The organism is Prosthecobacter algae, from assembly GCF_039542385.1.
Taxonomy (GTDB): Bacteria; Verrucomicrobiota; Verrucomicrobiia; order Verrucomicrobiales; family Verrucomicrobiaceae; genus Prosthecobacter; species Prosthecobacter algae.
On the sequence record NZ_BAABIA010000002.1, the window covers coordinates 557,721 to 572,390 of the forward strand.

The following is a 14,670-nucleotide window of genomic DNA, read 5'->3' on the forward strand; positions in this document are numbered from 1 at the left end:
TCCCAGGGAGGTGGGCTCTAAATTTTTGAGAGTTTCAAAAATGAGATGCACAAAAGATCGGTTTCCCGAAAATTAAAGTTTACTTAATAATTTAAGATAGCTAAATGGGGCCATAATTATCTGTGGCTGCCATGACACTTTCTCCCGATACACTGCGTCCTGACACACTGGCCGAACTGGAAGCAAGCCTGCACCAGATGAAAACGGCCAACTACTTCCTCCGAGTTGCGGTGGATCAAGTGCCGGAGGCGGTGCTGATCCTCGAGGCTGAAAAGACGGAAAACTCAGGGCCCAAAGTGCTCTTCAGCAATGCCGCCGCTGCTGTGCTGGTGGGCGTGGAGCCAGAAAAGGGCCTGCGTGGCATGGGCATTGGAGATCTGGCTGCTGGTGATCTGGATGCCGCCACTCTTTTGGACAGCCTAAACCGCGCTGTAGAAGACGGCGGTGCTTATGAGTGCGAGGCCCTCGTGCAGAATTTTTACGGCCATCCCCCGCAGCGTTGCAACTGGCGTGTCCGTGCTGTTTTCAACAGCCTCCGCAAGCTCCTCAACTTCACCTTGGTCATCACTCCCCTGAAGGCTGTTGCAGCTCCCGCCCCACAAAAAACAGTGCCCCTGCGTGGCGAAGATTTGGACACCCAGTCCGACCAGCTCAAACAGGACAACCTGGCGGCACTGGCCCAGGGCATCGCCCATGATGTGAATAATTTGTTAGGCCCCGTGACCATGCGCCTGTCTGATCTGCTCCAGCAGGTTCAGGGGCAGCCTGCCCTTCAGGAGGAGCTTCAGCTCATTTTCAGCGGACTCAAGCGCGCGCGCCAGTTCACCTCCCAGGTCGTCACCGCTTGCAAGGCCAAGCCTAACCAAAAGCAGCCGATTGATCTGGCCGCCATCATTCATGACACTGTCAAGTTTGCCGGCGCGGGATCCAATGCACAGCTTCGGGTGCGGCTGGGCAGCGCCCTCCGCTGGCCAGTGGCAGACGGTGTCAAGATCAGCCAAGTGCTGCAAAACCTCATCCTCAATGGCATCCAGGCCATGCCCCAGGGCGGCTACATGGATGTGGATGCGGAGAATACGGACATCGGCATCGGCCAGGATGAGGTGCTGAAACCCGGCCCTTACGTCCGTGTCACCGTGCGTGACCGCGGTTGCGGCATTGCACCGGAAAACATGGAGCGCCTTTTTAAAGAGACCTTCACCACCAAACCCGATGGCAACGGCATCGGCCTCACCACCTGCAAGCTTTTCATCAAGGCGCACGAAGGTGACATCCGCGTGTCTTCGAGGCTCAATGTAGGCACCGAATTCTCCGTCTATCTCCCGGCCGTGCCCGCCATGACGGCCCATGCCGGAAGCGGCGAAAAAGATCACGCGCCTGTGCCCCTGAAAAAAGGCCGGGGCCGTGTGCTCATCGTGGATGACGAAGACGACCTTCGCAAAGTGGCCAACCTCATTCTGAAACGCTGCGGTTATGATGTTGTCGAATGCGACAACGGCCAGGACGCGGTGAAGATCTACCACAGCCTCGCCCGAACTGGCACGCCTCCCGATGTCGTTCTCATGGACCTCACCCTCCGCGGCGGCATGAACGGCGGCGAAACCGCCGAAGAAATCCTGCGCTTTGATCCCGAAGCCCGACTGGTCGTGACCAGTGGCAGCGTCAATGAAGACGTCCAGCTCACTTATTTGGAAAAAGGTTTCGTCGGTGTTCTACCCAAGCCCTACGAGGCCGGTGAACTGACCCAGATCGTGCATCGCGTGGTGACCATGATGAGCCGGGCATAATTCCGCCCCTATCTCCAAGATCCCTCGCCAAGGCGAAGCTGGTTCCCTGAGTTGCATTTGGGAATTTCGACCACGTTGCAATGGGGCAGCATGGATCCTGTGATGCCGAGCCCCTCACCTTCAGACAAGAAAAAAGCCGCCCGTGATCTCAGGATCAGCGGACGGCTTCAAACTCAGGGCCTCAAGGAGTCACCACGGAGATGGTAATCGATTGGCTGGCCACCGGGGATGCAGTCACGGCGTTGCCGACATCCACCCGATAGCTGCCGCTGTCGGACTCCTGAAGTCCGTTGATAAGGTAGGTTCCATCCACTGCATTCGAGATGGGCTCATTGTTCTTGTACCATTGGTAAGTGTATGGGCCCGGTGCATTTGGCGTGGCGGTAAACTCGATGGACTGTCCCGCTTCCAGGACAGACGTGTTCGGGTTGATGCTGATGCCGACGGCGGTGACTGGGGACTGCACGGACAGCAGCACGATGTTGCTCAGCACGCCTGCAGGCGTGGTCGCATTCGAAACGAGTACCGTGTAGCTGCCAGTATCTTCCGCTGTGACAGCGCTGATGGAGTAGCTGGCCAGGGTGGCCCCCGGAATATTGACCCCGCCCTTCTTCCACTGGAAGGAAAACGGTCCTGCCCCCTGGGTGCTGACAAGGAATGTCACCGGCGTGCCCAGCGCCACACCCTCAGCGGATGGATTGCGGGAAGCATTCACATTCGCCACGGCCGTGCTCACATCCAGAGGCACCGTATTGCTCAGCACTCCTTCAGGAGTGATGGCATTTTTCACCCGCACGGTGTAAACGCCGATGTCCACCGCATTCACAAAGTCAATGACGTAGGTGGAGGCGGTGGCACCTTCGATGTTCTGATCATTCTTCAGCCACTGATAGGTGTAGGGGCCCACGCTGCCGGAGATCGTGGGGACGCTGAAGGTGACATTGCCACCAATGTTGACGGACTCAGTCGTCGGTGTGCGCTGTGCCACCACGGCGCTGATCGGATTGGCCACCGTCAGCACATTGCCAGCACTTGTCACCCCCGCAGGTGTGATCGCGCTGCTGACACGCACGCTGTAGGTTCCTGCAGCTTCCGTCCCGACTGAATTAATGGTGTAGGAAGCACCCGTGGCAGAGGCATCCAGAATGTCCGAATCATTCTTCCGCCATTGATAAGTAAACGGACCCACCCCCTGGGAGGTGGCCGTGAACGTCACATTGTTTCCGACCCCCACAGGGTTTGCGGAGGGGGTGCGAGTCACCGTCACACCGCTCACTGGGTCATTCACATCCAGAACGGCCTTGTTACTGATCACGGTCGAGTAAGTGGTCCTGACCACCACGTCATAATTACCCTGGGCACCTTCGGTCACCGGATTGATGACATAGCTGGTGTTGGTTTGTCCGCTTATGTTCGCGCCATTTTTACGCCACTGATAGGTGATCGGTGTGCTGGCGGACGTCGAGGCCGCCACGGTCAAGGTGACGCTCACCCCCGGATTCACCGTCTGGGAAAGAGGGTGCTGGGTGATATTGATCGGCACTGGATTGAAGTTCACCCTGCCCGACAGGATGGGCGAAGTTTTCGCCGTCGTCGGTGGATCAGCCGAAGGCAACTGCGCGAGAGTGAAGAAGCCATAGCCGCCGGCATCCGATTGCGGGAACCCGCTGCCATCGGAATAGGTGCGGGCAGGAATTTGCGGAATGATGATGCCAAAGTAACTGGCCGACCGCGGTGTCGGCAGTTCAGGATCTGTGAGCTTGAAGCTGCCGCTGAAGAGTCCCGTCGCCCCATTGGTGATGAGGCTAATGCCGCCTTCATTAGCTACTCCAGAAGGGATCACGGACACACTGCCGATAGACAGCGCAGCCACGCTGGGATTGGTATCAGATTCCTCCACACCGCCTTCTGCAAAGATGAGGCTGGCATTGCGAGGGATGCGTGGCAGCCCCATGATCAGCGGCTGGGCGTCCGTTGGCAGATAGTTGCGACCAAGGGCATAAAGGGCCACCGGACCAAAGCCAGCTTTGTAACTGCGCTCCGTGGCCAAGGCTTGGGCATCCCGAGTCCAGTTCATTTGGCCTTCGACTCGGAAGCGGTTCGGCAGCTTCTTTTCATCCTCGGTGATAGCCTGGATAAACTGCAGATAAGCCAGCCCCACAAAGGAGCCCGTGTTTTTGTAAAGAGACTGGTAAACCAGGAACTGCTGCTGGCCGCCCAGGAAAGAGCTGGCAGTCAGCGTGGTGCCATCGGCCAAACGTCCAGAGATTTTGGCGATGCCGTTGTTATCCAGCAAGGCGACGGCGTAACCCGTGCCTTGGGGCGTTTCGTCGTCCCCTTTGTCTTCATCGGTCAGATTAAAGGCCATGTGAAAGCGGCCGATGTAGGGTGAAGGACGGCTTTTGGAGAGGCTGTAAACATTCCGGTAGGCCGTGAAGCCCACAGCATCGTAGCCATCTGTAAGAGAGCCGGTGACATTTCCGCTGTCACTGTAGCCGGACGGAGCCAAGGCCGTGAGGCTCATTTGCAGAGGGGTGTTGCCTTTGCGAATGACGGTAGCCTGGCCGGAGGTGCGGAGACTGCCTGGGTTCTGATCCATCTTGCCTGTGAAGCTGAAGATGTCTTTGCCCTGAGTCAGCTTGCCACTGATGAGCCCGCCTTCGGTCACGGTCATGTCGATGCGGCCGCCTTTGTTGCCATTAAGCGCTGCGGAATTTCCGATTTGACCGATGAAGGCTCCCACCACCGCCTCAGGCAAAGGCAGCACGGTGAAAGGCACATTGCTCAGGGTCGAGCTGCCTTTCGGGTTTTTGACGGTCACCTTCAGTTTGTACTCACCTGGCTTGGTGGCAAAACCGCTGATGCGCCCGGTCGTTACATCCAGCTTCAGACCGGGTGGTAAGCCGGAAATGGCAAAGGACGAAATCGTCGAATTGCTGCTGCCGCCCCCAGGGATGGTGTAGCCATATTCAATGCCGACATAAGCGGAGTCCGGCGTAAAGGCAGTCAATGAAGGAACGCCCCCGGCAATGCCTACTTTCCAGGCTCCGGTGGTCCCGTTCAGCGCGGGATTGGACTGGTCTTCCACATAGCAGGTGTAGTCTCCTGCGTCATTGGGAGTGAGGAGCTTGATGGTCAGGGTAGCTGTTGTGGCCCCGGTGATGCGGTCGAGTTCATCTGTCACATCAACAGGCTGGGGATCGGTAAGCTTTTTGCGCAGCCACCGGTAATTCATGGCTGGGCCGGATGCCTGAGCCTTGAGCACCACCGTCTTTGCCGGCAGCGCAATCATAAGTCGGGTGGCTTTGTCCACCACGATGACATTGGCCGGATCACTGTCATCCTTGCCAGCCAAATTGGTAGCCCGCATCACGTAGGTACCGCCATCGGTGACCTTAGCAGCGGGAATATCCAACTTTGCCAGCTTCTGCCCTGCCACAGCTTTGCCAGACCGCAGCCAGGAAATCACAGGCGCAGGGGCTCCGGTGACAGTCGTCTCGAGCACGAGCGGCTGGCCGACCTCCACCACCTTGGCCACTGGATGAGCGGTGACTTCGGGCGCTGTCCGCAGGTCCACCCGCGCCTCGGCACTGGTGAGAGTGGTGGTGCTATTACCAACCAGGACACTGAAGGCTCCTGTATCCTCAGCCTGGATATTGGTGAGGCTGTAGGTCTTGAGATTGGCACCGGCAATCGGCACCCAAGCATCAGCCACTTTTTTCCGCCACTGATATTCCAGATTGGTGCCAGTAGCCGTCACCGTCAGCGAGGTCTTGCCACCGGGTAGCACAGCCACCGAAACCGGCTGGCGGGTGATCACAGGTGCGGCATGACCTTTGACCACGGTGACATTGAAGGACTGCTCCACCGGGTTGTTATCCAGATCTCGGGCACGCAGAGTGATGGTGCTGGTCCCGGCTATCAGACCTTCCAGGCGGAGGGTGCCATCATTCATGACGGTGGCCCGCACCACGGTCTCGTTGCTCTCTGGAGTATCCACCACTTCGTATTTGAATGGGCTCACTTGGCGTGCATCCAGGATCTGCACGGTGCGGCTCACATCCATATCGGTAGGGGCGGTCCCGTTCGTGACATTCATGGGCACTTCTTCAAAGGCGACCTTGCTGCCGTCCAGCACTACCCGGCGGTCCAGGCTTGCCGTCGTCCCACCGGAGGTGTTGTAGTCCTTGTAAACGCCGATGGGCAGCGTCGCGATGCCATCCACCACACTCATGCCGCTGCCAGCCACGCGGGCAAAGACCGTGAAACCTGCGTTCTGATTATCCAGCTCGATGTTTGCCTTGAGGCTGTTGTCCTCGAGGTTGAAGAAGAAATCATGCGTGGCGCTGTCCGGGTTGCCCCCCACTTTGGCATGGGCAACGGTGCCACGAACATTAGAAATACCCGGCTCATTGATGGAGGCGGGCCGCTTCAACAAGGAGGAAAAGACATTCGGTGCGCTCACAGGCACATAAGCTCCGCCCTGCACAATGAAGGTCGGAACCGAGCGATGGAAGATGACGCCGTTGTAGGCACCGCTTTCCACATAGCCCATGAAGTTCTCCACCGCTTCTGGGGTCAGGCTCGGATAAAGTAGCAGGTCAATGTCACCCCGGTTCGTCCGCAGGCGCACTGCCATTTCGGAATCTGCATCGGCAAACTTGTCATTCAAAATGACCGGGAACTGCGCACCTGTGCCGATGGTAATGTCGGGGATGTCTTTGACGATGGTAGGCAGTGCGGCCTCTTTGAGTATGCGCAGGGTCAGGGGCACCATGGCAGAAGTTGTCTGGTAGGTCACCGTCATGGGGCAGGTCACCACGCCATCCACTTCAGGGGTGCCGCTGATCACCCCTGTTTCGGCATTGAAAGTGAGACCAGCAGGGAGACCCGTGACACCCCAGGAGACTCGCTCGACAGCGTTGGAGACGGCCATGGTGTAAGTGAACGGCTGTCCTTTTTTGGCGGGCTGGTAAGTGCGACTGGTAAATCCATGGCGGACAAAGGCCTTGGCGATGTTGCTTTCCTCGGACTCTGCCCCCGTGCCCGCATAACGCGCCACGATCACAAACTCATGCTCAACGTTCAATGCCAGGGGAACCTCGGCGCTGTTTTCCACCCGGGTCTTGACGGTCGCACGGGTAGTATCAGCCAGCATGGACTGGGCAAAAAACCATTGGTCATTCGTGGTCTCCTCATCAGCCAAGCGGGTGTAAATGTCATAATGGGTTTCCGAAAGGGAAGTGTCCTGCCAGGTCAGTTCAACGGCTCCCGACAGTCCCGATGTGGTCGCCACCAGCCCCTGAGGCTTGACGAAGTTCATCACAATTGTATGGACGTTTGAGTAGTCGCCAGGATCGCTGACACCGGTCACCACGGCGCGCACTCGCCACTCATAGGTTCCGCCAGGGCCCACACTGATGGTGAAGCTGTTGCTATTGGCGCCCAGAGTCAGCTTTTGCCAAGTTCCGGTGCTGCCTGCCGCACGGTACTCCACCTCGTAGCCCGTTTCATTGAAGGAATTGTCCTTCCAGCGGAGCACGATGCGCTCGGTGTCCACAGCCTCTCCAGAAAGTTCTGTTGGGGCGTTCAGACGCGGCACGATGTAGGAGGTCGACGCCGCCACCGGATAGGAAACAGGGGCGACAATCGCACTGTGACTGGCGGAAACCGCTGTGGCAAAGGTACCGTCTGTCTTGCGCGTCGCCCGGAGACGGAAATGATAAGACTGCCCAGGCTGGAGGTTATGCTTCACCGTCACCGAGGTCAGATCCGTCGCGGCGGTGCCTTCCTTGTTGTCAAACAAGTGCAGGCTACCCAGTGTCGCGTAGGTGGAGTCTGCATCCCCGCTCTTTTTGTAGAAAATCTGGTAGTACCATTCGGCCGTACTGTTGTCCTTCCAGGTGAATCTCAATTGGCCGTCATTCACTTCTGCGACCCGAAAATTCGAAGGGGCATTGAGGGTGGATGCCTTCAATGTGCTCACAAATTCGCCAAGACTGGTGCTGGCGGTTGATTCAATGGCACTGCCATTGTGCTTGTAAGCAACCACACGGAACTGAACCAGCACGTTGTCACCAAAATCATAAGGGATGACGTATTCCTCAACATCAGCCGCCACCGCGTCCAAATAGCTGAACCCCCCGACGTTGCCAAAACGGACCTCAATGCGGAAGCCTGACTCGTCCAAGGAATTGTCATCCCAAGTCACTTGGTAGTAACGCGCTGTGGTTGTCGCAGGAGCGGGAGGTGGAAGTCCAGGCTCTGCAAAAAGCGTCGTTCTCAATTTCAGATTCGTCGGTGCCTTCGGGGGGGTGGCAAAGGCTGGCACCGCCATGCTGGCCGCGAGTGCGATCAGCGGTAGCCCCCAGGCGCGGGCCTTGGAGACAAGAGAATTGGGGGAAAACAGCATAGGGGTGAAGGCGAAGATGGAGGAACCCAAGAATGGCTCTGTAGTACAGAGTCTCTAAGGGCAAAGTTTGTTCGACAAAAATAGCCTTTTTGTCATTACATCGTCAATCTATTTGCGATCCCGTGTCAGCTTTTGCTCGCCCATTTCACCGCAAAGCCGCAAAATCCGGCTTTATGTTGCGAATTCAGGTTCTTCTACCGCTCTTCCTCGCCGCCCTCCCTCTCGCGGCCCAGGTCACCCCGCAGTTCCGAGAACAGGAAATCGACACCCAAGTCGGAATAGGCTACGGCCTAGCCACGGCAGATGTGGATGGCGATGGTAAAACGGACATCCTGCTGGCGGACAAGGACACCATCGTCTGGTACCAGAACCCCTCCTGGACCAAGCACGTGATCGCCGAAAAACTCACTGATAAAGACCACGTTTGCATCGCGGCCCGAGACATCGATGGCGATGGCAAGGCCGAAATCGCCGTGGGGGCCCAGTGGAACCCTGGAGACACGGAGACCAGCGGGGCCGTTTTTTACCTTCAGCCCCCGGCGGACCGCACCCAACGGTGGAAACCCGTACAGCTCACCCACGAGCCCACCACCCACCGCATGCGCTGGGTGCGCAACCGTGCAGGCCGTTATGACCTCATCGTCGCGCCCCTCCACGGACGTGGAAACAAAAATGGCGAAGGTGCCAGTGTCCACATCCTAGCTTACCACAAGCCCGATGATGTGACCCGGCCCTGGAACACGACCCTAGTTTACGACGGCATGCACATGACCCATAACTTCGAAGTCGTGCCCAGCCCGGCCAATGAGGCCGAGCCCCTGCTGCTGGGTGGCCGCGAAGGCATTGTGCGCCTAACCCCCAGCGATGCGGGCTGGAAGGCCCACTGGGTGGCCCGCCATGACACCCCGGAACTCAAAGGCGTGGGCGAACTGCGCTGGGGCGCCTTTGCTGGTGGCCAACCTTACGTCGCCACCATCGAGCCCATGCATGGCAACCAGGTCGTGATCTACACGCCCCCGCCAGAGGGCCCTAAAGATGGCCTCTGGCAGCGGAAAGTGCTCGATGAGTCCCTCGTGGATGGGCATGCCCTCGCCTGTTATGATTATCTGGGCCTCAACAATCGCCAGATCGCCGTTGGCTGGCGGGCACATCACAAAATTGGGACCCGGGTGGGGGTGAAACTGTTTTACACCACCAAGGAGGATGGCAATGGCTGGCAGCAGCAGCTTCTGGACGACAACACCATGGCCTGTGAAGACCTCATGGGGGCCGATCTGGATGGCGACCGGGACACCGACCTTATCGCAGCAGGTCGAGGAACCAAGAATATCAAGATTTACTGGAATTTACGGCAATAATCAGCAGCCAAAACACCCACGTCTTTTTTCGAAGCCGCGTTGCAAAACGGTCGTTTTCGCTAAGATGGAACCTGCCATGAATACTGCACGACTCATCTTTGCCCTGCTCGCGGGCTGTGTTCTCAGTGCCTGCCAGATGCCCGTTTCGTTTGTCCGGCAGGAAGTCATCCGCAAACCCATCCTGGTTCAGCCGGTCAATTCTTCCAGCAGCCCGCTCTATGTCTGGCATGGCAGCGGCCAGCCAGGCCCTGTGCGGGTCACCATCGACCTCAGTGAGCAGAAGGCCTACATCTTCCGCAACAGTGAAAATGTGGGCTGGAGCTATGTGGCCACCGGCCGCAGCGGCTTCCGCACTCCTACAGGGACCTTTGTTATCTCTGAGAAGGTCGTGAACAAGCGATCCAACAAATATGGCAGCATCGTGGATGCCAATGGCCGCGTGCTGCGTAGCAGTGCCACCGCCGGGGTACACAGTGCCTCAGGGGGCCGGTTTCAAGGGGCCAAAATGCCCTACTGGATGCGCCTGACCAGCAATGGTGTGGGCATGCACGCGGGGCCAATCCCGAATCCTGGCTCCCCCGCCTCTCACGGCTGCATCCGCTTGCCTTACACCATGGCGCAGCAGCTTTACTCCGTCGCCCCTACAGGTACCCGGGTGACCATTGTCCCCTAGTCTGCTTTCTGCTTGAGCATTCCCGACTGGCTGCAGCAGACCACGCTTTTCACGGCAGATCCGCAGATCTTCCTCATGGCTGCCCTGGCGGCCTTGTGCATCGGTTTGTCGAAAAGCGGTCTCTCAGGCACTGCCACCTTGAACGTGGTGCTGATGGCCCAGGCCTTCGGGGCCAAGGCCTCCGTGGGGCTGGTGCTGCCACTGCTCATCGTGGCCGATTTCATGGGCTTTTACCTGAACCGCCACGGCGGGAGCTGGCGGCGCGTTTTGCCCATGGCCCCACCGGCGATTGCGGGCGTGATCGCCGGGTACTTCCTCCTGGGAGAAATTGACAATGCCTCCGCCCGCACCGTCATCGGCTGGCTCATCATCGGCCTGCTGGCGTTCAAGCTGCTGCTGGATGCCAGCAAGGGAGCTTTAGAGATCCTCACCGGCCACCCCGTTTTCTCTTGGGCCATGGGCCTCTGCGCGGGCATCACCACCATGCTGGCGAATGCCGCCGGGCCGGTGATGACCGTTTACCTCCTCTCCCAAAAGCTGGAGAAAAAGGAGCATTTGGGTGTCTTTAGCCGCTTTTTCCTGTTCATCAATCTCTTCAAAGTCCCCTTCTCTGCCGATCTGGGCATCATCCATCCGCGCTCGCTCATGACCAACCTCGTACTGCTACCAGGTGTCGTGCTGGGCATCGTGCTCGGCTGGCAGATCCTCAAACGCATCCCACAAAAGCCCTTCGAGTGGACGCTCTTTGTTCTCACACTCGTCGCCGCAGTGTGGCTGATTCAGGGGTGATTGGGTTAAGGCTTCAAAACATCCATCAGCTTTTCTCCGTCTGGAAGGGATGTCATAGTCTTCAGAAAGACAACCTCGCGACCAAGGATCTTTTTAATTTCCTTTGCTTTCAGAGGAGTCTTCAAGGCGACGAAATCATTGAGCTTTTGGTAGTGCATTTCATTCTTGTCACCTGCGTAGTCCCTCTTCAACGTATCTCCAGTGGCCTTCCCATAGGCGACGATTCCAACACCGTTGTCATACAAAAAGACAACATCACCTTCCTGGATCCGGTCGATGTTAAGCTTCCATGGCTCATAGAAAGCGGCAGCAATTCCCTCATTTAACATGATGCCGCTATCGTTAATGTTGTGCCTCTTGTTGGTGTTAAGAAGATGAAAATTGCATTCAGGATAAGCACTCTCCTGGATATCCAACCTTAGAGCCTTCCTAGCCGAAGCCACTCCATCCGAAATAAAAGTGGAGAGCGTCTCTTGTTTTGAAAGTCCAAGTTGCTCAGCCAATTCTTCGACGAACGAGTTCACTTCCGGTGAGATTCTTACCGTTGTAGCTACCAAATCTGAGGTGCTGAGTTTCCGACTGTTGATGAGTTCTTCGATTTTATTCATGTGTAATGGTGGCAGCTAGGCCATAACAATTCATAAATGAAATAATTAACATGTCAAATATGATTCACAAATAATTCATTTTTAATTTATTTGTGAACAATCAGGAGGAGTTGACATCAGTCTTTGAACTGTGGTGCTATCTGTCGACCCTCATGATCCTTCGCAGCCTCTTTGTTTCTCTCGCCCTCGCCGCCTCCCTGGTCCGCGCTGAAAATCTCCTCCCTGCCAATGCTCGCGTGGCTGTGATTGGCGACAGCATCACGGAGCAGAAACTGTACTCCAAGTACATTGAGGCCTACCTCCTCGCCTGCACGGGCCGCCAGGACATCACCGTATTTCAGTTTGGCTGGAGCGGCGAGCGCGCTGGCGGTTTTGCTGCCCGTTTGAAGAACGATCTCAGCGTCTTCAATCCCACCGTAGCTACCACTTGCTATGGCATGAATGACGGCAGCTACGTGGCCTACACCGACGCCATCGGCGCTGAGTATGAGAAGAACATGCGCCTGGTGCTGGACGGCCTCAAGGAAGTGGGCGTGAAGAACATCGCCGTCGGTTCCCCAGGCGCAGTGGACACCAAGTTTTTCACTCGCTTTGAGCCTGCTATCTACAACGACAACCTCGCCCACCTGCGTGACATTGCCAAAAAGCTGGCGGGTGAATACGGCCAGAGCTTTGCCAACGTGCACGACACCATGACCGCCGCCATGGCCAAGGCCAAACCTGTGCTAGGCGAGAACTACGATGTCTGCGGTGCGGATGGCTTTCACCCCGGCCCCAACGGTCACCTGCTGATGGCCGAAGCCTTTCTCAAAGGCCTGAAGCTGGATGGCAACATCGGCACCATCACGATCAACGTCGGCGGCGAATCCACGGCCAGCACGGGCCACAAGATCACCGCCAGCAAGGCCGGCAGCGTGACGTTGGAAAGCACCACCTGGCCCTTCTGCTTTGACGCCGATCCAAAGACCTCCTGGAGCACCCGCAGCATCCTCCCCTTCACTGCTTTTAACCAGGACCTCAACCGCTACACGCTAGTGGTGAAAGGTCTGACCAAGGACAAGGCCAAAGTCACCTGGGGCGCGGCAAGCAAGGAGTTCACCAAGGCCCAACTGGAAGCCGGCATCAACCTCGCCGCCGAATTCCCCGCCACCCCCTTCGACGCCGACTTTGCCGATCTCCTGGGGGCCATCGGCAGCAAGCAGTCCTTTGAAACCACGATGATCAAAAACCTCATCACCCACTTCCGCAGCCTGGGCAAAGAAGCCGAAGGCGACCCCGAATTCTCCGCTGCCCTCGATGTCCTGAAAAAGAAAAGCATGGCTAAACAGCAACAGTATGACGCCAACGTCCGCAAGCGCCTGAAAGCCGTGACTCACACGATCACGGTGGAGTGAGCTGGAGGTTTTGAAAGAGTCCAAGAAAGGGAGACCCCATCGGGGGTTTCCCTTTCTGCGTTTTGCCCCGGACCAAAGGTCGCGAACCCCTCACGGAGCCGCGCATTCCTTGGCCAGTTGCTGGCTGGCGGCATCGAGTTTGCTCATCGGGTAGGGCACTTCTTGGGCGTTGATGGGCATGCGCAGATAGACGGTGTCGCCTTCCAGTTTCACAAAACCAGCTTTGATCTTTTTGCCTTCAAAGTTGGTCCAGGTGAGGATGGGCGGCAGCTTTTTCTGCACGGGGGCCATCGCGGGTTTGGGGGCATCTTTGTCTAGCGGGGCTCCTTCGGTGATCCACTCGCGCAGAGTCTCGATCTCCTTGCTGGAGAGGTTGTCCTTCGGTGGCATGTGGGCCTCGTGTTCGGGATCGGCCACCACTTTGAAGATGTGGCTTTCGCCAGGGTTGCCGGGGACGATTCCACCCTTGGGGTTGATATCCAGCTTCAGGGTGGCGAGGTCATCGAAGACGTAACCGGCCTTTTTCTTCCCGGTCTTGTCGCTGTGACATTCATAGCAGTGCTTTTCAAAAATGGGGGCGATGTCCTTTTTGAAGTCGGCAGCGGCCGCAGCAGAGGCGGTGAGAAGGAGGGCAGGCAGAAATTTCATGCAAGGGGTCATGCAATCAAACGCAGGAGATGACAGGTCCTTAGCTTTGCATGACAGTCACTCAACCGATGCTCGATGCCATAGACAGTTTTATTCTTTATCTGGCCACCGAGCGCGGGTTGTCCACGAACTACCAACTGCTGGTGCGGCGGGTGCTGGAGGCCCTGGCTTCCTGGCTGAAGCAGGATCAGCAGATCGAAGAAGCAGCCGCCGTGACCACGCTGCACCTGACGGACTACCTCGCCCGACGAAAAAAGGATGGGCTGGCGGCCTCCAGCGCTCGGGTGGAGCTGGTGGCGGTGAAGATTTTCTTCCGCTGGCTGGCGGCCCGAGGCAAGCGCGTGGGGGATCCCGCGGAACCCATCCTGCCGCCGCGCATGGAAAAGCACCTTCCAGGGACGATGAATGAGCAGGATGCCCGGACGCTGGTGGAATCCATCACGGGGAATGATCCCCTCGACCGCCGGGACCGCGCCATTTTGGAGCTTTTTTACGCCAGCGGTCTGCGGCTTTCCGAACTCATCACCGCTCGTCTGGAAAACCTGAGCCTGGAGGAGGGCTGGATCCGCGTGACAGGCAAAGGGGCCAAAACTCGCCTTTCCCCAGTGGGCGGAGCCGCGCGGGAGGCCCTGGAAGCCTATCTCACCCATTCACGGCCCACTCTGGTAAAGACCAAAAAGACCCAGAGCCACATTTTCCTCTCTCAACTGGGCGGTCCCCTGACCCGGGAACGGGTGTGGCAGATCGTCAAAAAACGGGCCGAACTCGCAGGACTGGGCTCTCACATTCACCCCCACCTCCTTCGTCATTCCTTTGCCACCCACCTCCTCAATAACGGGGCGGATCTGCGAGTGATCCAGGAGATGCTGGGCCATGCCGACATCGCCACCACTCAGATCTACACCCACGTGGATCAGAAGCGTCTGAAGCAGGTGCATCGGCAATTTCATCCCAGGGCCTGAAAAAAAGATTCTTTTTCTGAAAATCTTTTGAACGTCCTC

At 57.5% G+C, this 14,670-nt stretch carries 9 protein-coding genes; 6 read left to right on the forward strand and 3 right to left on the reverse strand.

Annotation, left to right across the window (positions count from 1 at the left end; genetic code table 11):
• Window positions 1–131 precede the first annotated feature (131 nt).
• On the forward strand, window positions 132–1,787 hold the full coding sequence (locus ABEB25_RS05675; protein WP_345735413.1) for a hybrid sensor histidine kinase/response regulator: 1,656 nt from the start codon (window positions 132–134) through the stop codon (window positions 1,785–1,787).
• Between the two features lie 181 nt (window positions 1,788–1,968).
• Here ABEB25_RS05675 and ABEB25_RS05680 read toward each other — a convergent pair whose 3' ends face one another.
• A complete protein-coding gene (locus ABEB25_RS05680; RefSeq protein WP_345735414.1) occupies window positions 1,969–8,199 on the reverse strand; it encodes an immunoglobulin domain-containing protein in 6,231 nt (2,076 codons plus the stop codon).
• Window positions 8,200–8,372: 173 nt separating this feature from the next.
• Between ABEB25_RS05680 and ABEB25_RS05685 the strand changes: the two genes are divergently transcribed.
• From ABEB25_RS05685 to ABEB25_RS05695, 3 genes are all read left to right on the forward strand, one after another.
• Window positions 8,373–9,557: an FG-GAP and VCBS repeat-containing protein gene (locus ABEB25_RS05685; protein WP_345735415.1), complete on the forward strand. Its 1,185-nt coding sequence runs from the start codon at window positions 8,373–8,375 to the stop codon at window positions 9,555–9,557.
• Window positions 9,558–9,633: 76 nt separating this feature from the next.
• Window positions 9,634–10,230 carry a L,D-transpeptidase gene (locus ABEB25_RS05690; protein ID WP_345735416.1) on the forward strand — a complete coding sequence of 199 codons (597 nt, stop codon included), beginning with the start codon at window positions 9,634–9,636 and terminating at the stop codon, window positions 10,228–10,230.
• A 12-nt stretch (window positions 10,231–10,242) separates the two neighbouring features.
• Window positions 10,243–11,019 carry a sulfite exporter TauE/SafE family protein gene (locus ABEB25_RS05695; protein WP_345735417.1) on the forward strand — a complete coding sequence of 259 codons (777 nt, stop codon included), beginning with the start codon at window positions 10,243–10,245 and terminating at the stop codon, window positions 11,017–11,019.
• Window positions 11,020–11,024: 5 nt separating this feature from the next.
• Here the strand turns inward: ABEB25_RS05695 and ABEB25_RS05700 are convergent, their stop codons facing one another.
• Window positions 11,025–11,627, reverse strand: a complete 603-nt coding sequence (locus ABEB25_RS05700; RefSeq protein WP_345735418.1) for a hypothetical protein — start codon at window positions 11,625–11,627, stop codon at window positions 11,025–11,027.
• Window positions 11,628–11,779: 152 nt separating this feature from the next.
• On the opposite strand from ABEB25_RS05700, the gene ABEB25_RS05705 reads away from it, so the two are divergent.
• Complete coding sequence (locus ABEB25_RS05705; RefSeq protein WP_345735419.1) at window positions 11,780–13,021, forward strand: SGNH/GDSL hydrolase family protein; 1,242 nt, start codon at window positions 11,780–11,782, stop codon at window positions 13,019–13,021.
• 90 nt (window positions 13,022–13,111) lie between these two features.
• On the opposite strand, the gene ABEB25_RS05710 is transcribed toward ABEB25_RS05705, so the two are convergent.
• On the reverse strand, window positions 13,112–13,669 hold the full coding sequence (locus tag ABEB25_RS05710; protein ID WP_345735420.1) for a c-type cytochrome domain-containing protein: 558 nt from the start codon (window positions 13,667–13,669) through the stop codon (window positions 13,112–13,114).
• 50 nt (window positions 13,670–13,719) lie between these two features.
• On the opposite strand from ABEB25_RS05710, the gene ABEB25_RS05715 reads away from it, so the two are divergent.
• Window positions 13,720–14,631: a tyrosine recombinase gene (locus ABEB25_RS05715; protein ID WP_345735421.1), complete on the forward strand. Its 912-nt coding sequence runs from the start codon at window positions 13,720–13,722 to the stop codon at window positions 14,629–14,631.
• Window positions 14,632–14,670: the final 39 nt, after the last annotated feature.